The 22700-nt window shown below is 42.3% G+C and carries 22 protein-coding genes; 13 read left to right on the top strand and 9 right to left on the bottom strand.

The window, feature by feature from the left end:
- Positions 1-11 precede the first annotated feature (11 nt).
- A complete protein-coding gene (locus tag Q4486_RS08730; protein ID WP_303519083.1) occupies positions 12-1739 on the bottom strand; it encodes a hypothetical protein in 1728 nt (575 codons plus the stop codon).
- Between the two features lie 260 nt (positions 1740-1999).
- Here Q4486_RS08730 and Q4486_RS08725 point away from each other — a divergent pair, with 260 nt between their 5' ends.
- The gene (locus Q4486_RS08725) at positions 2000-2497 is read left to right on the top strand and encodes a DnaJ domain-containing protein (protein WP_303519082.1); all 498 of its coding nucleotides are present in this window, start codon (positions 2000-2002) and stop codon (positions 2495-2497) included.
- Here Q4486_RS08725 and Q4486_RS08720 read toward each other — a convergent pair.
- Positions 2487-3494: a hypothetical protein gene (locus Q4486_RS08720; RefSeq protein WP_303519081.1), complete on the bottom strand. Its 1008-nt coding sequence runs from the start codon at positions 3492-3494 to the stop codon at positions 2487-2489. The two genes, Q4486_RS08725 and Q4486_RS08720, sit on opposite strands and share 11 nt — an antisense overlap.
- Before the next feature lie 63 nt (positions 3495-3557).
- Between Q4486_RS08720 and Q4486_RS08715 the strand changes: the two genes are divergently transcribed.
- The 7 genes from Q4486_RS08715 to Q4486_RS08685 all read left to right on the top strand — a co-directional run bounded on the left by Q4486_RS08715 (position 3558) and on the right by Q4486_RS08685 (position 9701).
- Positions 3558-4151, top strand: a complete 594-nt coding sequence (locus Q4486_RS08715; protein WP_303519080.1) for a TetR/AcrR family transcriptional regulator — start codon at positions 3558-3560, stop codon at positions 4149-4151.
- Between the two features lie 237 nt (positions 4152-4388).
- Entirely contained in the window at positions 4389-5246 is an 858-nt protein-coding gene (locus Q4486_RS08710) for a fumarylacetoacetate hydrolase family protein (protein WP_303519079.1), read from the top strand.
- 291 nt (positions 5247-5537) lie between these two features.
- A complete protein-coding gene (locus Q4486_RS08705) occupies positions 5538-5828 on the top strand; it encodes an EF-hand domain-containing protein (protein ID WP_303415621.1) in 291 nt (96 codons plus the stop codon).
- A 33-nt stretch (positions 5829-5861) separates the two neighbouring features.
- Positions 5862-6206: a hypothetical protein gene (locus Q4486_RS08700; RefSeq protein WP_303415622.1), complete on the top strand. Its 345-nt coding sequence runs from the start codon at positions 5862-5864 to the stop codon at positions 6204-6206.
- A 276-nt stretch (positions 6207-6482) separates the two neighbouring features.
- Complete coding sequence (locus tag Q4486_RS08695; protein WP_303519078.1) at positions 6483-7892, top strand: HAMP domain-containing sensor histidine kinase; 1410 nt, start codon at positions 6483-6485, stop codon at positions 7890-7892.
- Positions 7885-8379 carry a hypothetical protein gene (locus Q4486_RS08690; RefSeq protein WP_303415624.1) on the top strand — a complete coding sequence of 165 codons (495 nt, stop codon included), beginning with the start codon at positions 7885-7887 and terminating at the stop codon, positions 8377-8379. Before Q4486_RS08695 ends, Q4486_RS08690 begins: the two co-directional genes overlap by 8 nt.
- On the top strand, positions 8376-9701 hold the full coding sequence (locus Q4486_RS08685; protein WP_303415625.1) for a sigma 54-interacting transcriptional regulator: 1326 nt from the start codon (positions 8376-8378) through the stop codon (positions 9699-9701). The genes Q4486_RS08690 and Q4486_RS08685 overlap by 4 nt, the downstream gene beginning before the upstream one ends.
- Positions 9702-9724: 23 nt before the next feature.
- On the opposite strand, the gene Q4486_RS08680 is transcribed toward Q4486_RS08685, so the two are convergent.
- The 4 genes from Q4486_RS08680 to purU all read right to left on the bottom strand — a co-directional run bounded on the left by Q4486_RS08680 (position 9725) and on the right by purU (position 12848).
- On the bottom strand, positions 9725-10519 hold the full coding sequence (locus Q4486_RS08680; protein ID WP_303415626.1) for a replication protein P: 795 nt from the start codon (positions 10517-10519) through the stop codon (positions 9725-9727).
- Positions 10437-11366 carry a DnaT-like ssDNA-binding domain-containing protein gene (locus Q4486_RS08675; protein WP_303415627.1) on the bottom strand — a complete coding sequence of 310 codons (930 nt, stop codon included), beginning with the start codon at positions 11364-11366 and terminating at the stop codon, positions 10437-10439. Before Q4486_RS08675 ends, Q4486_RS08680 begins: the two co-directional genes overlap by 83 nt.
- Positions 11367-11436: 70 nt before the next feature.
- Positions 11437-11844, bottom strand: a complete 408-nt coding sequence (locus tag Q4486_RS08670; RefSeq protein ID WP_303415628.1) for a CBS domain-containing protein — start codon at positions 11842-11844, stop codon at positions 11437-11439.
- 149 nt (positions 11845-11993) lie between these two features.
- Positions 11994-12848 (bottom strand): formyltetrahydrofolate deformylase, encoded by an 855-nt coding sequence (gene purU, locus Q4486_RS08665; protein WP_303519077.1) that lies wholly within the window; start codon positions 12846-12848, stop codon positions 11994-11996.
- A 169-nt stretch (positions 12849-13017) separates the two neighbouring features.
- Here purU and Q4486_RS08660 point away from each other — a divergent pair, with 169 nt between their 5' ends.
- From Q4486_RS08660 to Q4486_RS08640, 5 genes are all read left to right on the top strand, one after another.
- Complete coding sequence (locus tag Q4486_RS08660; protein WP_067868652.1) at positions 13018-14544, top strand: thymidine phosphorylase family protein; 1527 nt, start codon at positions 13018-13020, stop codon at positions 14542-14544.
- Positions 14545-14547: 3 nt separating this feature from the next.
- Complete coding sequence (locus Q4486_RS08655) at positions 14548-15426, top strand: ribose-phosphate pyrophosphokinase (protein ID WP_303519076.1); 879 nt, start codon at positions 14548-14550, stop codon at positions 15424-15426.
- Positions 15427-15480: 54 nt separating this feature from the next.
- Positions 15481-16056 (top strand): alpha-ketoglutarate-dependent dioxygenase AlkB, encoded by a 576-nt coding sequence (locus tag Q4486_RS08650; protein WP_303415631.1) that lies wholly within the window; start codon positions 15481-15483, stop codon positions 16054-16056.
- A 96-nt stretch (positions 16057-16152) separates the two neighbouring features.
- On the top strand, positions 16153-18804 hold the full coding sequence (locus Q4486_RS08645; RefSeq protein ID WP_303519075.1) for an EAL domain-containing protein: 2652 nt from the start codon (positions 16153-16155) through the stop codon (positions 18802-18804).
- 225 nt (positions 18805-19029) lie between these two features.
- Positions 19030-19350 (top strand): hypothetical protein, encoded by a 321-nt coding sequence (locus Q4486_RS08640; protein WP_303415633.1) that lies wholly within the window; start codon positions 19030-19032, stop codon positions 19348-19350.
- A gap of 91 nt (positions 19351-19441) precedes the next feature.
- Here Q4486_RS08640 and Q4486_RS08635 read toward each other — a convergent pair whose 3' ends face one another.
- From Q4486_RS08635 to Q4486_RS08625, 3 genes are all read right to left on the bottom strand, one after another.
- A complete protein-coding gene (locus Q4486_RS08635; protein ID WP_303415634.1) occupies positions 19442-19822 on the bottom strand; it encodes a cytochrome c family protein in 381 nt (126 codons plus the stop codon).
- Positions 19823-20026: 204 nt separating this feature from the next.
- Complete coding sequence (locus tag Q4486_RS08630; protein ID WP_303415635.1) at positions 20027-21532, bottom strand: fumarate hydratase; 1506 nt, start codon at positions 21530-21532, stop codon at positions 20027-20029.
- 317 nt (positions 21533-21849) lie between these two features.
- On the bottom strand, positions 21850-22698 hold the full coding sequence (locus Q4486_RS08625; protein ID WP_303519074.1) for a prenyltransferase: 849 nt from the start codon (positions 22696-22698) through the stop codon (positions 21850-21852).
- Positions 22699-22700 lie beyond the last annotated feature (2 nt).

Genomic DNA, 22700 nt, shown 5'->3' with positions numbered 1-22700 from the left:
ACACCTTAGCGCTAAGGTGCTTTAATATCCGCTTCACTCTCAATTAAAATGCCCTGCTCATTCAGATTAATATCCATCTTCACTCGCATATCCATATTTTTCAATACGTCTAGCTGCTCAGTGACTTCTGGATCACCTGCCATCTCTAGAATAGGCAGTATCGGCTCAAACATTTTTTTATAATCAACAGAGAAGCTCAATAGGCCATTACTTTCGACAGTTTCACCTGCTAACTGATCAGCAATCGCCTTTCCTTTCTCTCCATTATAAACAACCAAGTGCTTACCTTTTAAAGCCAACATAGGTTTAATATCAACCTCGGTCGGAAGAGGCATAATTGTCGATAGATCAACAGGGCTTCCATCTGTAGGCAATTGCAGTTGCGCCAATTGTGGAACAAAAGCTTTAGCCATATTAAACAGAACAGCTGGATCCTCTGCACTCAAAGAGACGATACCATCTAAAGAGTTTAACTTAGGCGATGAAGAGTCCATAGAAATAGAGAAATCTTGAACCCCAACCGCTACACCTTTAACCCCTTGCGCCATACCGGTAAACATACCTAAAGCAGCAGGGTTGGCTTGCTGAATATCCGCCTGCATCTCCAATAAAGGTTCACACTTATAGCTTGGCTCAAGCATGTTGCTCCAGATTGATGATAATGCGGGACCTAACTTATTCGCATCAAGCCCTAAGCCCATCCCAAACACTTGCGCTTCACTAAGATAAGAAGGAATAAAACCCTGCATAGAGGTAAGCGCATCAAGCACAACTTTATTATTACTTTCCACCACTAACGCAGCCTTCATATAGCTCCGTTCAGAGGTGATTTTCAAATCATCGTGACTACGTATACCTGCTACTGTGCGCGGCCAGTTAGCTGCCATCGCTCCCATCTCAGCCTGACATTCAGCGGTGCGAACCCTATCTAGATCCGTCCCCTTTCCTTCCATCTCCATCGCTTTAGTCAACATAGATGCCAATCTATTGCCATCCGCCGTAGTGAATGCAGTGACTAGCCCTTTATGATCAAGATAAGAAAGGGTTGCATTAATAAAGCCATGTTTCGTTTGAATATCTTCCAAAATACCAGCGTCCTGCAACGAAGCTGCTGGTTTGGTTTGCGCTAAAGCCAATTCAACGTCCGACTCAGTATTCACATGCGTATTAATCGTCCAAGTCGCCCAGCCATTTTCATAAGCAACAAGCACTTCAAACTTCTCACCCTCAGCGTTATTTTCAAAGCTATACGCTCTATATGCCAACTTATTTAATGTACGCGCTTCATGCTTAAAACCACTCTCCTGTTCAGCCTTGTCTAAAACTGCCCACAAGCCCTGTTCATCGGTCACTTGATAACGCACAACTGGCATAAAACCGACAGCATAAACAAAAGTTTTTATCTGATCAGGAAGCCCGAACGTTTTCTGAAAACTTTCTACTGAATGCGCAGCTTCAAAATAAGACTTAACTAAACTCGCAAAAAAGCGCTCCTTAGGATCTGTTCCATCATCCAGTTCTTCAAGCAAATCATCCGGAATTTTTGCTTGAGGGAACATTGTTGAATTCAGGTAATCCTTAAGAGGAAATGATTCAAGCTGACCTGAAAAAATCACACTATCCGCAGGCACGTATGCTAAAGGAGAATATTCTGAAGAATCTGACTCACCTTGCTGATTGACCATATAACCAACTGCACCAGCGGCAATGACTGCGCCGGCAATAATAACTTTACGCACCGTTTAAAGCTCCATTTTAATGTTTGTAAGAATCTTAACTGATCGTTTTAAAGCTGTCCCGATTTAGCCTAGAAAAATCGAGGCTAGTCGGTATAAAAATATATACATAGTGACTCAGATCTATAACCTAGCACAGCAATATACACTCAATCTAAGGTTTACTCCCCTATTCAGGGCCGTTTATCATGCAGGTAATGAGCCTAAGATCAGGTTATTAAAACATAAGTTATAAAATAACTATCATCCAATAAGGAGAATTTGTGAATCCAGTCAGTTTGGTCTTATTAATTGGCATCGCACTTTTAGTGATTCTATGGGTACGCTCACTACCTAAGAAGAAAAAACTACCTGCGGTCATCATGATTATTCTGACACTCATTGCACTTTTTGTTCTACTGATGGCTATCACTGGACGCTTAAGCTGGATCGCTGTTGCCTTTACAGCTCTACTACCTTTTGCTCGCCACTTAGTTCCGACCCTATTAAAAGTGCTTCCTTTTCTGAATATCTGGAATAAACATCGAAAAGAAAAGCGTCAACACAATAATAATCGAAGCTCAGCCAACCAAGGCCCATCCGGCAATAGTCAAAAGGTACGTGAGGCTTATGAAATTTTAGGCTTAAAGCCGGGTTGCTCTAAGGATGAGATCATTGCGGCCCATCGCCGTCTAATGCAAAAAAACCATCCAGATCGAGGAGGCAGCGATTATTTAGCAGCCAAAATAAATCAAGCGAAAGACACGCTACTTAACGGCTAAATCGACGATGTACTCGCTCAGGTCCCACTCGCTCAAGCCTAAGGCCATCAGCCCCATAAGTAGAACTATACCCTTTAACGACTAAGCCTCCTCGCTTATCACGCCGAAATATAATCAATTCGTTACCTTCGCGGCCATCAGTTTCTGTCAGATGGACTACAATTTTTCCTGCACTAAGGTGCCTCCATGTTCCTTTCTGTATAATCAAGGGCTGGCTATTTCGATAATCCTGAGTCAACAAAACGGTTTGATCAGATGATAAATCAAGGGATACAAATCGATCTAATCCATTAGCACCGGTTAATAATGAAGTATATAACCCAGGTAACGTTCTCACTTCTAAGTCCCCTTGCCGAGCACAACCTGTAAACAGCTTGCCGTTCAATACCATTCGGCTAGTGTATTCATATTCAATATCATACTGATCCCGACACCACTGTTTTTCCAGGGTTAGACTGACCGTAAAAGCTTCAGTCCCTTCCAAATGGCTACTCCACTCAAAACCGTTTCCTAAATTAATCGGTGGTGCTTTAGGAAAGATCAATTGAGATAGTCGCCCATAATCCTGTACATAGAGGCCATCACTTCTAATGTCAGCAATCCATAAAGGGCCATCCCCTGCAGCCCGGTATTCATTATCTGACAGTTCATAGCTGCATGTAGATTGGTTCCCACCCATCAAATGAACTTGATGAACCTGCCAAGGTTCACCAGGAACAACGTGATCTCCAGTTAACTCAACATAAAAAACAGGAGACCCCGTTTGGCTAAAGCGTTTCTTTAATTTGTTAGTATGATCTTGAATTGACTCTTCTTTGTTGACATAACAAGCTTGAAACTTTAATTCGCCATCCTGCAAAGACACTATACCCCGACGAAACAAAGGACGATCTTCGTCCGTTAAATCCGACGGTGTCGTTTTACAGCCCGATACAATCAGACAAGCGATAACAATGATAAATTGATGCTTCAACGTTATATTTTTAAAGAAAATCATATGGGTATTGCTTGAGATAGAATGAATGCCGATAATAAGCCAATAGTTCATGGAGGGCAAAAAATGGCAAGGCCAGCAGAGTTCGACCGCACGGATGTATTAGAAAAAGCGATGGGCGTGTTCTGGAGAACCGGCTACAACGCTTCTTCCATTACAGATTTAGTCAAAGCGACTCAACTAAAACCCGGTTCACTTTATGGTGCATTTCAAAGTAAACGCGGATTGTTTATGGAAGCACTCGACACTTACAGTAAACGTAGTATTAAGCGTATCGCTGCTGTGCTTAGCAAATCTGAATCCCCTCTAAAGAATATAGAATCCTTCTTTATTATATTCTGTGAGGAACTAGAAAAAGATCAGATAGGCAAAGGCTGCTTTATGATTAATACCATGCTAGAACTGGCCACCGAGGATGATGAAATTAGAGAACGGGTGAGCCTTTATTTAGATCAAGTCGAGCAAAGCTTCTCCGACACGATTAGCAAAGCGCAACAACTAGGTGAGATTGATCCACACAAAAACGCCCAAGACCTAGCGACCTATCTCATGACCAATATTTGGGGGTTACGGGTATTAAGCAGCAAGCGTCCTAATCATAAAAAATATGAAGCGGTAATTAGTAATATTCTTTTAACCCTTACCCATTCACATCATTGATTAAGGGCAACCTCAGAACTTATGTAGTCTGATTGAATAATTGATCAGACTACACGACCTTTTCCAATGCCCCACCCATCCTGCTTTTATCGCCCCTATATCCACTCAGAAAACCCAGATGACCCCATCACTGAGAAATATTTTTTAGTTACCTACCTTCCGTTAGATAACTAAATTATTCTGATACCCATATAATAAACTCTACAACTGAATAACTGTTCTCTTGGGGCTCATCCTATGAAACTAGTCACTTTTAAGCACGATAACCGTGTTTCTGTAGGCATTCTCTATCAAGGAAAGATCATTCCTGCATGGTTAAACCCATTAATGCCTCAAGATATGTGTCATTTCCTATCCGGTGGGAAATCCCTACAAGAAAACCTACTCTCGTACGCAGGTAAAGCCGATATCCCCCAAGAAGAGGCAGAACTACTTGCACCCGTTCTTAATCCTCAAAAGTTTCTTGGCGTTGGGCTTAATTATGCTGACCACATTGCAGAAACAGGCTTAAACACGCCTGAATTCCCCACTATTTTCAACAAACAAGCCAGCTGTATTATTGGTAACAACGCGGCCATCCATCGCCCCTCAGTCTCCAATAAACTTGATTACGAAGGCGAGCTAGCTTTCGTCATTGGGAAACGATGCCGACATGTTCCTTACAAACAAGCTCAGCATGTTATTGCTGGCTATACCATTGTTAATGATATCTCAGTACGTGACTGGCAAATTAAATCCCCTACATGGACTTTAGGAAAATCCTTTGATACCCATGGCCCTATGGGACCTTGGATAACAACCGATAATATAGATCCTCACGCATTAGACCTTAAAACATGGGTCAATGGAGAGTTACGACAACACTCCAATACAAAAAACCTCATCTTTGATTGCTATGCCCTAGTTGAAACACTCTCGACAGTCTGCACATTAATGCCTGGTGATGTTATCGCGACGGGCACATGCTCTGGTGTAGGAGTATCGATGAAACCACGAGGCTACTTAAAGCCAGGCGATACTGTCACCGTCGAAATTGAACATATTGGACGTTTATCAAATAACATCATTGCAGAGCCCACTACTCCGCTCTATTAAAGCGTCTAAACAACGCTTTATCACAGCCACTATTTATAGGTGTCTCCATTTGGAAACCTTCTAACTTATTGTTTTATATAAATAAGTATATTAATCACTCAATTACTGTCTGCAAATGGAGACAGTATTGAAGTGATAAACATACTAAGTTTAGGCAGGCCTTTCCAAAAAAACCAAAAACACAACATAACCGATTGTTTTTAAATTATTTTTAAAACATGGCACAAGTATTGATATATCTAGTTCGATTTTAAACTTTCGAACCGCCATATTTTATCTAGGAGATAAATCATGAAAACAATTAATTGGGTACTTGCTTCACTAATCGCTACTTCTTCAACTGTTGCACTAGCAGAAGAAGCACCAACAACTGCGGTAGAAACTCAAACTGAAGTTACTACAAGTGAACAACCTGCAGAGAAAAAAGTTTTTAACAAACTTGATGTAGACCAAGATGGCAAGATCAGCCAAGAAGAAGCAAAAAATTATCCTAAACTTGTTGAAGGTTTCGATAAAATCGATGCCGATAGCGATGGTTTTTTAAGCCCTGAAGAATTCACTCGTCCACACAAAAAATCATAATCGGACAATCATAAGTTTTCTGGGAGAATCATTATGAAAGTAACAGCATGGGCACTTGCTTCTCTACTAGTTATTTCATCATCAGTAAGCATCGCTGACACAGCAATTGCTGCAAAAATCCAATCGGATGATGCGCAGCCCGATGTGATGACTAATGAACAGCCTAAAGCGCCTAGTATTTTTGAAAAACTAGATGGAAACAAAGATGGCAAAGTAAGCCCACAAGAAGCGCAAGTATCCCCCGCTCTTGTGAAAGGTTTCGATAAAATCGATACCAATAAAGATGGCTTCCTAAGCCCTGATGAGTTTTCTCAACTTCAGGTTAATGCAACGCCAGCCCCTACTTACATAGTAATGGCTTCTCTACAAACGTTGTAAACGGGTTCACTAGTGTGTGGGGGGATAACTTAAACTGATTCCGAGACAGCCTCAGTTAGTTATTCCTCCTCCTTCTGGTAACGGTTGAGTAGAGCATCCATGTCCACAAACATAGCCGCCAGCTCTACTTAACAGGCTAGGAGCCCTCCACGGGGTTCCTAGCCCCCCCTTTTTTTAACTCATCGTTAATTAGCAAAAATAGATAGAAATACTACCCAATTAAAGCTCTATTCATGGATAATAGTCATACACTTGTTAAATCAAATACTCTATTAAATGCCAAATCATAACCGGCGCGGCTGGCGCTTAAGTTCACTAAAACAGTTAGTGTTACTTTCCTTTTTAGTAGTGGTCACACCTTTTGGTATCTTGATCTACTATGCAACAGATGCCCTTGTTGAACAATCAGCAGAGGGGCGCGTACTTGCTAAACAAGCACTAGAAGTCACTCGCCGTGGGCAACGCTTAGAAGGCCTAGCCGAAGACATTACTCGCTCGGCTCGTCAATACCAGATTCTCGCCAAGCCAGAAATAAAACAACGCTTAACTCAAAACCTGCTTGATTACCGAGAACAACTCTCGATCCACAGCTTCATACTGACCCAAGTTGAGCAGCTTAACCAAATCAGTACACTCTTAGATAATATTGAACAATATCAGTCAGAAGACGCTAATAACCTACTCGGATTAACACGCGAGATAAATCAGCAGGTTGACCTTATTCTTGACCAGCGATTACAAGCGCTCAACTCAACCGCTCAACATACACAAACCCAGCTAAGTACACTTGCGATCATTTTATTGGTTATAGAGATGCTGCTGATCCTATTTTTTAGTTTTAGCATTATTCGCCCGGTTCGCCGCATTACAGATAGAATACAAGCACTAGGTACAGGTGAGGAATATACGGGAGCAATGGTAGGAGGCCCTGACGAGCTAGTCGAATTAGAACAACAACTTGATTGGCTCACCGAACGCTTAGCTGAAGTAGAAAATGAGAAGCAGCGTTTTTTACGCCATATGTCCCATGAATTAAAAACGCCCTTAACCACTTTACGGGAAGGCTCCGACCTATTGGCAGATCAGATCACTGGGCCACTAAATACAAGCCAAATGGAAGTCACTCAATTACTACAAAGTAACTCAAGGCAGCTACAGTCATTAATAGAACAGCTGTTAGACTACAGCCGTTTACATCAAAACGAATCTGTTAATTTTCATCGCGTCAAACTACTTCCAGTCTTAACTGAAGCGATCGAGCCTTATAAATTATTACTTGAGCAGAAAAAGATACACCTTAGCCTTCCTAAGGAAGAGCATGAATGGGTCACCGACCGTGCTATGTTGGTAAGAATTATAAGCAACTTAGTCTCTAATGCTGCGCTATATGGGAGTAATGAAGGTGATCTCACGCTGAGTATTAGCCAAACAAATGAACACTGTCTTATTAACGTAGAAAATGATGGCCCCACTATCCCTCTTAAAGATGTTCCCTTGCTATTTGAACCTTTTTATCAAGGCCAAAATAGGCGACAAGGACCAGTAAAAGGTTCAGGTATAGGCTTAAGTATTGTCCATGACGCAGCCGAGTCCTTAGGCGCAACTGTAAAATTAGCAAAGAATGAAAATCACCGCGTTGGTTTTAGCGTTTGCCTTCCCATTTCGGAGCACCCCATTAATGATTAGATATCTTCCTATTACTCTATGCCTATTCATCTTACAAGGCTGCGAATTGAACGAAACAAAACCGAGTATTGAAGTAGAAACTATTTCAGAACAAAAAAGCTGTCGAATTGAGCCCGCCAATCTCGACCGCCTACAAAAAATAGAGAAGCTCTTTTTAGAAAACCCTGAGCGACGTAGCCGAATAATGCAAAATGCTATCCGAGATAAAGATCAGACGCTTCTTGCTTTGCTGCTCTCAACCCCGTTGTCCTCTAAGGAACAGCTCCAACAAGCAAAACGCTATTACGCCAAGTTTGTGCTTTATCCTGATAAAGCCTGCCCAGGCGATCGATATTTCGACTTAAGAGATCAATTAACCTCAGCCCTACTGTGGATGAGAGCTGAGCAAGACAACCTATTACAAGAAAACAAAACATTGCAGATTAAAATAGATGCCTTAACTCAGATAGAAACTGATTTAAGTAAAGACAAAGAGATTCAGGAATGAAACCTCATATCCTTTTAGTCGATGATGACGCATCTTTACTAAAGCTTCTATCAATGCGTTTAGAGGCCAGTGGCTACCAGATTAGTTGTGCCGAAAGTGCAGAAGCGGCCCTAGAGGTGTTAAACGATAAGATTGACCTTCTGGTTACTGATCTACGAATGGAAGGCATGGATGGTCTAGCACTGTTCAAGCAAGTTCAGCGTGCCTATCCACAACTGCCCGTTGTTATTATTACCGCCCACGGGTCTATTCCTGAAGCCGTCACCGCTACGCAACAAGGAGTGTTTGGTTTTTTAACTAAACCTATTGATCGCGACCAGCTAATGCAAAATATTGAAGCCGCCTTAGCCAGCACCAGTCGAAGCGAAGGAGAATGGCGTAATAATATTATCAGCCGTAGTCATACTATGGAGCAGCTACTCCAAGAAGCAGAACAGATAGCCGCTTCCGATGTTAGTGTATTAATTACCGGGGCGAGCGGTAGTGGTAAAGAGCTATTGGCCAATGCTATTCATAAAGCGAGCCCACGTAGTAAAAAGCCCTTTATTGCCATTAACTGTGGCGCACTACCAGAACAACTACTGGAATCAGAACTCTTTGGGCACAGTAAAGGAGCCTTCACTGGCGCAGTCAACAAACATGAAGGGCTGTTTCAAGCCGCGAATGGGGGCACCTTATTCTTAGATGAAATCGGCGATATGCCAACACCGCTTCAGGTAAAACTATTAAGGGTGTTGCAAGAACGCCAGATCCGTCCAGTTGGGAGCACTGAAACCATTGCCGTGGATGTCCGTGTTATTTCAGCGACGCATCGAGATCTTGAGCAAGCGATGCAAGATAATAGTTTTAGGGAGGATTTGTTCTACCGACTAAATGTAGTCAATCTGCACTTACCCCCCTTAAAAGACCGTCCTGAAGATATTCTTCCTCTCGCCCGTTATTTTGTTGAACAAGCGGCCCTACGGCACAACCCAAAAGTCAAAAACATCTCAAGTGCAGCCCTACAAGTACTTGCTCAAGCCTCATGGCCCGGTAACGTTCGCCAGCTCGAAAATATTATTGAAAAGGTCACGGCGTTAAGCACAACCCCAATCATTTCTGATACAGCTATCCACCGCGCATTAGCTAATCAAGAACAGGTCATTGCTAACTTTAATGATGCTAGAGCTGAATTTGAAAAAAGGTATCTCTGCAAAGTACTGCAGATAACTGAAGGCAATGTGACCCAAGCTGCGAAAATCGCCGGACGCAACCGAACCGATTTTTACAAGTTACTGAAAAAGCATGCGCTGGAAGCTGCTGATTACAAAAATGGTGACTAATCCATTTCATTAATCCAACGCGATTACTGATAATCCTCCGGCAGGTTAATACCCATAGCATTTGCATCCTCTTGTGCAAGTGCCTTAAAGCGCTCTCGTACTTTAGAACCTTTAGGTTTAGTCAGATAAAATAACCACTTACTCGCGATTTCAGGTTTTAACTGATGCTCCTCTCCCCAAGATTGGATAAACCTAAAGAGTGAATCATCGCTTTTATCAGGTAAAGCGACAGGAACAGGGTTATCTAACTGCTCCCCTGCTCTTACCCGACGACAAAGAACATCGTAGTTATATCGAAAATCAGGATATACATCCGCTGCATCTTCTGTACGTAGACGGAACCATCCCGTCGCTTTGCCCGCATGGTAAATGGCAGGGTGAGTCCACTGATGATGGGAAGCGCTGTCAGAAAAATTACACGCTTCTTCATAAGCATGTTTAGCCATGGGAAGGCCATAGTCTCCCGTCAAGCTTCTTAAAACTTTAATGAATTCAGAAATAGTCGGCATCCATGCACTATTTTCTTTACAGTAATCAATCGCAGCCACCAGCTCATTCTCAGTATAACCACCTAAGCTAAGTGCCCATTCCCGTTTTGCTATACGGATCTCATCTTGAGTTTCAAAACAGCTTTTAAACTTATGCCCATAGATCGCCATAAATCGGGCAAAGATCATATTTACAAAGGTTTTAACTTCAACACTCAGCTCGCGATTCGCTTGCTGTGCTTGATCATCACCAGTCTGTGTCTTTGATGTCCATGACTGCTGCGGTAACCCGTTTTCGCTTCTCGCGAGTATCTCGGCGGGGGTCTTCATGGCTTAAACCTGCTTTTTGTTCGTTATTGATGCGTTGTTGGCGACCATCTTGGGTTTGCTTTTTAACCCACTCTCGCTTCACCCAACCTAAAAATTTCTGATCCCAGTTTGTCTCTTTACGATCTTTATCTAACCAATAGAGAACAAACTCATCCAAACAGTTTAAGGCAAACTGCTGTGAAATATTGTGCCTTGGTAAAAGCGCATACAAGTTTTCCGATGGCTGCCAGCCCAACTCCATACCATGTAGCTGCTTATTACGCTGCTCATGCTGCTGAAATAAAGCCTGTAGTTCATCACCCTGTCGTACTTTTTTGGCCCACCCAATACTACCACCAAAGGTAGGAGCGGGCCCCGCATTAGGGGTCGATGTTGTTTGATAAGTACTGACCGCAGCATCAGGGTAGTAAGGCGTATCCTGCTGTGATTCTATCGGCTCACTCGCCGCATAACGGTCTCTATTTGTAAGCTCTTTAGGCGGTGCAATGGCTCGCTCTTCAACGACAGGGAGTCGACTCACCATCTCAACATCTGATGTGCTATCGGCCCCATCCTCCTCTACAGGAAGAAATTTTACACGTACGCGGCTATCCTGAGAAAAAGCGACATCTACATACGCTTCCGCGACTAATACACTGGTTAATTGAGCCAATTTTTCCTCATCCCAATAGGGTGCTAACCGTAACCATTGCTGACGGGAAAGGATAAATTCGGAAGTGGCATTATGCAGATTTTCAAGCTGTAAACGCTGTTGATAAATCGTTAGCAATACAGCAGCTTCAACACCTACTTTATGAATAAGAGAGGGATAAAGCACAATAGGTGTTTCAGGAAAAGAGTAATTCATTAAATAGAACTGACCTTACAAATGAAAAAGCCGCAGTCTAAGCCACGGCTTTAGACATAACATTAAATGATCAACCGTTTTGAGCGAAGTTCTCTACTGCACGTAAAACATCACGACGACTAATCTGGCCGATCAGTTTACCATCTTTTACCACAGGTAAACGGCGACGTTTATTATTAATAAACTCTTCTGCCACTTTAATAATATCCGCATCATGGTTTATGGTGTAAACCTCTTCAGACATATATTTACCCACAGTGCCGCCCATCTCTTCTTCATGATACGTTAACGTGAGAATGGCTTTTAGACAATCGACTTCCGACATCAAACCAACCAAATTACCTTTGGTATCCAAAACCGGTGCCCCGGTAATATGATTCTCAAGTAGCAAGTTGATCGCTTCAAAAAGATCAGTCTCAGGCGTAAAAGTGATCAAATCAGTACACATATAATCCTGAGCTTTTACGGATCTCAACATTAGCATTCCTCCAAGGTAATAGACATCAATTACCGAATATCATAAAACCGGGAAACCTATCGCTCTCATAGCGAAATATGCCCGACACTGTCTTTATATTTACACCTAAGCGTTCAAGCCGCAACAAAATAGAACTGATCAAGATCAGCTTAATTGAATACAACAGTCTTATTACCATGTACAAGCACTTTGTCTTCTAAGTGCCAACGCAAACCTCGCGACAGTACAGTTTTTTCCACATCACGACCTAAACGCACCATATCCTCAGGCGTATCACGATGAGTAATTCGAATCACATCTTGGTCAATAATTGGCCCTGCATCCAACTCCTCCGTCACGAAATGACAAGTTGCACCAATTAGCTTAACACCGCGCTCATGGGCTTGATGATAAGGTTTAGCCCCAGCAAACGAAGGCAGGAAGCTATGATGAATATTGATAATTCGATGCGTATAAGCCGCACAAATATCCGTAGGTAGAATCTGCATATAACGAGCAAGCACGACAACATCAGCATCGTGCACCCGAATAAGATGACTGACTTTATCAAAGTGCGGTTGTTTATTCTCTTTATCAACAGGCACATGATGGTAAGGAATTTTATGCCATTCAACCATACTTCTTAAGTCATCATGATTAGAGATAACACATACGATCTCACAATCTAATTCTCCCTCATGATAACGATAGAGCAGATCAGCTAAACAGTGTGACTCTTTGCTGGCCATAAGAATGACTTTCTTTGGCTGAGCTGAATCAGTTACTTCCCAATTCATATTGAACGACTGGGCTATAGGAGTAAAAGCCTCTTTAAACTCTTCGAGGGAATATGGCAACGTCGTAGCGCAGATCTCTACACGCATAAAAAAACAGCCTAAGCTACTATCAGAATGTTGATTAGCTTCAGAAATAGAACCGCCATGGCTGGAGATAAAATTACTGACCATCGCGACAATCCCTACCCTATCTGGGCACGATAACACCAACCTGAATTTACGTTCCATTAATCCCTAACTCCACAGCACAAAAATCGAGTGGATATTCTAGCAGCAGTTATCAGTGCATTGTAATTATTATAAACACCAAAAAAGTCGCAACTGTTTTGATTTTTTAACAATACTTTTCCATTCAAGCGTTCCCTCATATACTGAATGAAGTAGGGAGACCGATTAAATGAATTACACACCAGAAAGAATGAATCCTTTAAAAGCCTGTCGCTTAGGCTTAGACACCCATCAAGAGCTCACCATTTATTTACGACAAGATAGCCCTGTATGCCGCTCAGAAGGTTTTTCTGCGCTCTCTCGCGTACTTGTTCATACAGACCATAAACATTTAATCGCTACGCTACATATGGTGACAGGCGATCTTTTGAGCCCCGGAGAGATTGGCTTTTCAGAATCCGCTTGGAAACGGATGGAACTCGAAGAAAACGTATCTGTATGGCTATCCCATCCGAAGCCCGTGCAATCACTCTCATATATCAGAGCTAAGGTATATGGCAAGGAACTGTCCGGAGAACAACTAAAAGAGATCATTGATGATATTGTCGCCGGACGCTATGCGGATGTACATTTAGCCGCTTTTATCACTGCATGTGGTGGTGATAATTTAAATATCCGCGAGATCACTGACCTCACTAAAGCCATGGTAAATTCCGGCAGTAAAATAGAGTGGGGCCTACCTTTAGTTGTTGATAAACATTGTGTAGGCGGACTTCCGGGAAACCGCACCACCCCGATTCTAGTATCTATTTTAGCTGCCGCTGGGCTCATAATGCCTAAAACATCATCCCGGGCGATCACCTCCCCTGCGGGCACTGCGGATACGATGGAAACATTAACAAATGTTGATCTTAGTTTAGAATCTATGCGTGCTGTGGTCGAAAAAGAAGGTGCCTGTCTTGCCTGGGGTGGCTCAGTTAAGCTATCACCCTCCGATGACCTTTTGATTCAAGTTGAGCGCGCACTGGATATTGATAGTGAGGGCCAGCTGATCGCATCAGTACTGTCGAAAAAGATTGCTGCTGGAGCGACCCATGTAGTCATTGATATACCTGTCGGCCCTACCGCAAAAGTAAGAAGTCGTGAAGCGGCAGAAATTTTATCCAATAATTTTAAAGCGGTAGCAACCACCTTAGGCTTAACAATCAGGGTACTCTTTACCGATGGTTCGCAACCGGTTGGACGCGGTATAGGCCCATCGCTTGAAGCAAGAGACATCCTCGATGTATTACAAAACACCCCCTCAATGCCACAAGATCTCCGACAACGCTCAGTGGAAGTGGCTGGGGCTATGCTAGAAATGGCGAAAGACCTTCCCCCCGGTGAAGGCATAAAAGAAGCTTTAAGTATTTTGGATTCAGGTGCTGCTTGGGAGAAGTTTCAAGCGATCTGTTTAGCCCAAGGCGCCTTAAAGTCACCTCCTATTGCTCCGTACCGGTATGAACTCATCGCCCATACCCACGGGACGGTAAAATGCATTAACAATAGAAAACTCGCCAAAGTCGCCAAACTTGCCGGAGCACCAGCGGACTTAGCCGCTGGTGTAGATTTACACTGCAAAATTGGTGACCCTGTTATCCACAATCAACCTCTTTTAACCATTCATGCCGAAAGTTCAGGTGAATTAAGCTACGCCGTAGAATATTTAGAAGACCACTTAGATGTTATTGAACTGATAGAAAAACCAAAAGGCTAACCCATGAAACCACTATTATTTAATCTGAACTCCGATACGCCATTGGCCAACAAGATCGCAGATAGATTGAAGGCTGATTTGGGTGAGCTAGATACCAGACTCTTCCCGGATGGGGAAAGCTATTTGCGCGTTTTAAGTGACTGTAAAGATCGTTCGATCATTGTATTCTGCAATTTATATCAACCTAATAATAAAACACTAGACCTTATCTTCTTAGCCAACACTCTCAAGGAACTTGGCGCTAAGCATATAGGCTTAGTGACACCCTACCTGCCCTATATGAGGCAAGATAAACGCTTTAAGCCCGGTGAATGTGTTACGTCTCGCCCCTTTGCTCAACTGTTATCTACTCATTTTGATTGGCTCGTCACCCTAGACCCTCACCTCCATCGCTATCACTCACTGGATGAGATCTACAGTTTAGAGGGCCATGTAGTTCACGCAGCGCCAATGATTGCCAACTGGATCAAAAATAATATCCAGCAACCTCTTTTGATCGGCCCCGATAGTGAAAGTGAACAGTGGGTGTCTGATGTTGCTCAACTGGCTAATGCGCCCTTCCAAGTACTGTCAAAAGTGCGTAAAGGTGACTATCAAGTGGAGATCTCACTCCCCGATGTGGAGCAATGGCAACAACATACCCCTATTCTGGTCGACGATATAATCTCCAGTGGAAAGACAATGCTGCAAACCGTTCAGCATTTACATTCAGCAGGTCTATCAACACCTATCTGCATTGGTGTGCACGGTTTATTCTCTAATAACGCATACGAAGAACTTACGGCAAAAGCTAAGGTCATCACTTGCAACTCTATCCCTCATCTAAGTAATCAAATAGATATCAGTGACGCACTCTCACATGCTATATCTGAGCATCTATGAATCAGTAATGATGAAACGAATAAAGCTATTCCCAAGGATTACCCACTAAAGAGTATGATATTTCAACCTGACTACTGGCTAAAAAATAATTTTATCTCTGAACAAGAATCTAGCACCTTCTTATCGCTCCTAATCGAACAGATTGCTTGGCGACAAGATACAATTCACATGTTTGGAAAAACTGTCAGCATTCCTAGGCTACAAACCTTTATGGGTGATCAAGGTATCAACTACACCTACTCAAACCTCAGACTTAACACTGAAGAGTGGCACCCTATAGTCGCTGAAATTAGGGGGCGTATTGAGAAACTAACAGGCCACTCTTTTAATTCAGTGCTACTTAACTACTATCGTGATGGAAACGACAGTATGGGTTGGCATCGAGATAATGAGCCTGAATTAGGTAAAAACCCTACGATTGCCTGCGTATCTTTAGGCGCATCGCGAACATTTACACTTAGAGATATAACCAACAAAAATATAAAACAACAACTGATACTCGAAAACGGCTCTCTATTATGGATGGGGCCGCAACTCCAACAACAGTGCCAACACGCCCTCCCGAAAAGGCTTAGCTGCAAAAATCCGCGGATAAGTTTAACGTTCAGACAGATTCAATCAAAAACATAAATAGATCTATGACTAATAAATAAGGTTATTCCGCTATAGTAAAGTGCAACCGCTTGGTATTATGTACGGATCCATAATAATAATTAAGATTGGCCAATGAATAGCTGCTCCAACACTCAAAATCCAGAAATTACTGGTAACCCTAATGCCCAAGAGCTTAATACTATTTTAAAGCTCCAAAGCCAGGTATTAGAATACGTTGTACAGGACACTCCTCCTGAACGAATCTTCGATGCTATTTGTCAATTTATAGAACAATCTGTACCTGATTGTATCGCATCCATTATGCTTTTTGATGCAGCACATGAGTCGTTAAATGTGGCCTGTGCCCCTAGCTTTACTCGCGAAGCCATTGACGCATTTAACGGCCTAAAAGCCAACCTTGGCGAAGGCTCTTGTGGGTCATCCGCTTTTTTAGGCACACCTGTACTTAGTATAAATATTGACAATGATTCTCGATGGAATAATCTGCGTCATGTAGCCAAAAAGTTTGGCATACGCGCATGTTGGTCTCACCCCATCCTGCTAGATGCAAACAAAGTACATGGCACTATAGCGATCTCTTCTTTTCAACCACGAAAACCTAACCCCTTTCATATGCAACTTCTGAAAGCGGCAGCTAACATCATTGGTATTGTGCTCAAACGAGCAGTGTCACAGAAAGTATTAACTCATACCTCTAGTCTCCTACAAAATATTACCCAAGCAATGCCTGGTGTGCTTTATCAATATCACTTAACCACTGATAAAAAACAAAATTTCACCTATCTCAGTCCAGGTATCGAAAAAATCACAGGTATCACACTGGAAGAAGCTTATGAAAACTTCGACCTTGTTTGGAACCAAGTTCACCCTGAAGACCAAGCTCAACTATGGACAAGCATCATCGATGCAAGCAAACACTCACAACCTTGGTCCCATGAATTTAGACTTTTTCACAAACAGGGGGGAGAACTAAAGTGGCTTCGCGGCTCATCCCTTCCAGGTCAACAGATATCCGGTCACGATCAAATTTGGAACGGTGTGCTGTTAGATATCACACCTGAAAAGTCATCGATTGAACAACTAAGATTGGCAGGCATAGCCTTTTCTAGCACTAACGATGGCATCATGATAGCTGACAAAAACAATGAAATTGTCGATATAAATAGAGCTTACGCTACTATCTCTGGCTATAGCCGTGAAGAACTTATTGGCCAAAGCCCTACTATTTTAAAATCAGACAAACACAGCCCAAAATTTTACCAATCTATCTGGGAGTCCTTAAAGAAAGATAAGCATTGGCAAGGTGAGATTTGGAACAAACGTAAAGATGGTGAAGTGGTTCCCCATTTAGTCAATATAAATGCCGTTTTCGATCCCGTCAGCCATGAACTAACCCATTATGTCAGCGTACTTGCAGATATTAGCAGTATAAAAGCATCTGAAGCTAAACTATCCCATTTAGCCCATCATGACACTCTAACCAATCTACCTAATCGTTTACTCTTTAGCGCCCGACTAGATCACGCCATTACGCACCGAAAGAAGAATGAAAAAGTAGTAATGTTGCACCTAGATTTAGACCGTTTCAAACACATCAACGATTCCTTAGGTCACACTTATGGAGATGAGCTTCTAATACAAGTAACCGAGCGCCTAACGAATACATTAAATCCAGCCGATATTGTGGCTCGAATTGGCGGAGATGAATTCGCCATTCTTGTTGAAGAACTTGAAGATACTATGGATGCCTCAGCCGTCGCAGACAAAATTGTTACCGCGATGGAACAGCCGTTTATATTGAATGACAATGATTACTTCACTACAGCAAGCATAGGTATTGCCCTCTCGCCAGATCACGGTGAGGATATTGATGTGTTAACTAAAAATGCCGATATTGCCCTCAATCAAGCAAAGGATTTAGGCCGCAATAACTATGCTTTTTTCCAGCCGGAATTATCCGAAAGCGCGGAAGAGTGGATCAAGCTGGAGCCCCAGCTTCGCAAAGCGATAAAAGAAAATCAGTTTAAGTTATTTTATCAACCGCAAATGGACCGCAGCGGTAATAACATTGTTGGCGCAGAAGCACTCATACGCTGGCAACATCCTGAAATGGGCCTTATCCCACCGATTAAGTTTCTAAATATTGCGGAAGAGATGGGGTTGATGAAGCACATTGGTAACTGGGTCTTAGAAGAAGCCTTTCAGCAACTCGCTCTGTGGAGACAGGCAGGCCTAAGAAATTTCAGACTTGCGATCAACTTAGCAAGCGATCAAATAACCAAACAAAATCTACCTGATAAAGTCAGTGACTTATTACAGGAATACAAAATACCAGCAGAGATGATCGAGCTAGAAATCCTAGAAACCTTTCTACTCGAACATAAAGCCGCATCGATTGAAACCTTTCATCAGCTTAGAGCGCTCGGCATACACTTAGCGCTAGATGACTTTGGCACGGGCTACTCATCTCTTAGCTATTTAAAACAATTACCAATCAATAAAGTTAAAATTGATCAATCTCTTGTCAGAGATATACCTGAAGATGCGAATGACGAGGCCATTGCCAAAGCCGTTATTTTGCTTGGGCACACACTCGATCTTACAGTGTGCGCAGAAGGCGTAGAAACACCTGAACAGCGGGCTTTTCTAGAATTAGAAGGCTGCGATCAACTACAAGGCTACTTGTTCAGCAAACCGATTAATCAGGAGGACTTTAGCACCTTACTCCGTGAAAATAAGCGACTGGTCTCTCTAGATAGCTAACCACCCATAACACCGATTTTATACCTGCTATCTTCCCATTCAATATGGGATAAAACCCTAAAGCCACTTTATCAAAGATAATCATGCCGATGGTTATCTTCTTGGGTTTCATAAAAAACCACCTTTTCCTCTGTTTTCAAACCCTTGTTTGCTTTTTTTTCTGGAAATACTCAGCCTTACATCTACACTAATAAGGGATGACATGTTCATGATGGGGAATAAACAATGGGCAAAGAAAGCTTATCTGCGCTTTTACACGAGTGGGAAAATAGAGCTCGGAAAATCAACGGTCGCCAAGAGGAAACACTATCTATATACCAATCTGATTCAGTAAAACTCAAAGCTTTAGCCACTATGTACAACTTACCAAAAGCAGATATTGTTGCAGCACTCCTTCACGAAGCCCTCAATGAATTAGAAGCTAAAATGCCCTATGTTCCGGGTAACAAAGTAATAAGAATTGAAGATGGTGAAGAGATCTACGAGGATAAAGGGCCTATGCCCCGCTACCTTGCTGAGCAAAAAAGGCTAATGGATGTAAGCTAACCTATATCTGTTACAGCACGTATGAAAAAAGGGCACAAAAAAAGCCACCAGCTTTCACTGGTAGCTTGATAGATTTATATGCAGAGATGGGTTACAGGGTTTTTAAGTAAGCGATCAGGTAATCCTGCTCTGCTTTATCTGTAATTTCTACGTGGCGCATACGTGTACCTGGTACAAACTGGTCGTTACCGGCAATCCACTGACGTAGATTCTCTTCTGTCCAAGTGATGCCTGAGTTACGTAGTGCATCAGAATAAGCAAAGCGTGGTAATGAAGCGGCTTCACGACCAACTACACCAATCAAACTTGGACCAAAAGCATTTTTACTTGTATCTAAAGAGTGACAAGCAGAACACTTAGTGAAGATATCTTTACCTGCAGCTTGCATCATTGCCTCAGCATCTTCTGCCACAGCAACTGAAGAAAAAGATAGCGATGCAACAAGCCCCATTAGAGCTACTTTAATTTTCATTTTCATTCCCCTCAAAATGAATAAAACAATTAAGCGTAAGTATATGTTTTATTCTCTTACACAACCGTTGATCTCAAACATGAAATGATCATCTAATAAAAAAATGAGGACTAAATAACTCGACAAGTACCAGACATAAAAAAACGCAGCCGTAGAAGGACTCCCTCTACACACTGCGTTCTTAAAAGAATAACTTACGAAAAGTTAAACTTGCTTAGCGATAATATCTTTCCACTTAGCTGGACCTGTTGTATGAACAGACTCACCTGACGTATCAACAGCAACAGTGACCGGCATATCTTTAACTTCAAACTCATAAATAGCTTCCATTCCCATCTCAGGAAATGCCAACACTTTGGATGAAGTAATAGCTTTAGATACTAAATAAGCAGCACCACCAACAGCCATTAGATAAACCGCTTCGTTATCCTTAATCGCCTCAATCGCAACAGGGCCACGTTCAGACTTACCGATCATACCTAGTAAACCGGTACTTTCTAGGATCTGACGAGTGAACTTATCCATACGTGTCGATGTTGTCGGACCCGCAGGACCAACCACTTCATCACCTACAGGATCAACAGGGCCTACATAATAGATAAAGCGTCCTTTCAGATCGACAGGTAGCTCTTCACCATTATTAAGCATCTCCACCATCCGCTTGTGGGCTGCATCACGTCCAGTTAACATCTTGCCATTAAGTAATACAGTCTCACCAACCTTCCACTCTTTAACATCTTCAGGTGTGATCTCATCCAAATTAACACGACGAGTTGTTGCACCCACTTCGAATGTCACTTCTGGCCAATCATCAAGATTTGGAGGTGTTAGAACAGCGGGACCTGTTCCATCTAAGGTAAAGTGTGTATGACGTGTCGCGGCACAGTTAGGAATCATACAAACAGGTAAGGAAGCAGCATGGGTTGGATAGTCCATAATTTTAACATCCATGATGGTTGTTAAACCGCCTAAGCCTTGAGCACCTATACCTAAGTTATTAACCGCATCCATAATTTCTAGACGTAGCTCTTCAACTCTGTTTTGAGGTCCACGTTCACGGAGTTCGTGAATATCAATAGATCCCATCAATGACTCTTTAGCCATAACCGCCGCTTTTTCTGCCGTACCACCAATACCTATACCTAGCATACCCGGTGGGCACCAACCTGCGCCCATAGTAGGAACGGTTTTAACAATCCAATCGACAATGCTATCGGATGGATTCAACATCACCATTTTAGATTTATTTTCAGAGCCACCGCCTTTAGCTGCAACCTGAACATCAACCTTATCACCATCCACAATCTCATAATGAATAACAGCTGGCGTATTATCTTTTGTGTTTTGACGCTTACCCGCAGGGTCTGCCAAAATTGAAGCACGTAGCACGTTATCAGGGTTAAGGTAGGCGCGACGTACACCTTCATTAACCATATCCGTTACATTCATGTCAGCATCCCACTGAACATTCATACCTACCTTCAAGAACACGGTTACAATCCCGGTATCCTGGCAGATTGGACGCTTACCTTCAGCACACATGCGAGAGTTAATAAGGATCTGCGCCATCGCATCCTTTGCCGCTGGATTTTCTTCTTTTAGATAAGCTTCATGTACACCCTTGATGAAATCAAGCGGGTGGTAATAAGAGATGAACTGCAAAGCATCAGCAATACTGCTAATGAAATCGTCTTGACGGATTACGCTCATGCGGGGGCTCCATATATGGCTTTATTGTCATAAGGGATGAGTTTTGAAAATATTAGACTAAAAAGAGTTTGAGTGGCTATCTTCACCTAGCTGCTCCATCTAACATCATCACCCATTAGTGCTCTCTCTCGGGAAAGCTTGAACTGCTGCAGAGTATACACCAAAAGTACCAATAAACGGTGTCGGGCATTGGTATTAGTTAACCATTTAGCATATCTGCAATTGTTATCTAACGAAGTCGGCTTTAGGTGCTTAAAAGGTAATAAACTATGGTTCAGAAAAAACAAAAAGCCTAATTAAAATAGTAACTTATAAAGCTACAAGGCTAACAAACAACAGTAAAAAATCCCAAAAATAAGATACCCCCTCCCCGTCTCAGGTGTTAACTGACGGCGAGCGCCCCCTTCTTTGTGTAAAAAGCGACAAGGCAAAATAACAATAGGCAAGGTAAGCAATAACCAGTAGCTCCACGGCAATATATCCGTTAGGCCCAGCAGAATGGTGGTGAGATAGATCGCAGCAATAATCATCTTATAAATTAAGATCGCTTTATCGTAACCAACTCTCACCGATAAAGTTCGAATACCTTTATCCCGATCATCTTCATAATCTCTTATTTCATTGCTCAACAGCAGCAATGAAGTAAATAAGCTAACCGGAATTGAGAGAAAAAACACATCGGCTGTAACCACTTTCGCTTGAATAAAATAAGCACCGAGCACCATTAATACACCCATCAACCAAAACACAAAAAAAACGGCTAAACCGCGGCGTTTATAGTTAATAGGCTCTAAGGTATAGCCAAGTGCCCCAACAAACCCAACAACACTTAACACTAATAGAAAGGGCCCTGAGAGATAAACAAGATACAAACCTATACAGCCTGCTAATAAAAAACACGCCAAACCCATTTGGAAGTTTCTTATGATCTGCCGATGCGCTCCAGCGTACTGAACCTTATTAAGAAGAGATAAATCCGTAAAATCATTAATTAAATTCACACCTGCCTGCAATAACAGACCGGCAGAAAGAATAAGGAAAGCGTTGAGAGGGTCAGAAAAACCCTCTCGATAGGCCGCCATAATACCTGTCAGACAAACAATTAAGGCCACACTAAATGAAAATGGCCGCAACGCTCGGCTAAATCGGTATTTTTCAACAAGCATAA

It is taken from the genome of Neptuniibacter sp. 2_MG-2023 (assembly GCF_030547495.1).
Classification (GTDB): Bacteria; Pseudomonadota; Gammaproteobacteria; order Pseudomonadales; family Balneatricaceae; genus Neptuniibacter.
Note: the sequence above shows the minus strand (reverse complement) of the source record. Positions and strands in the feature narration are given on the sequence as shown.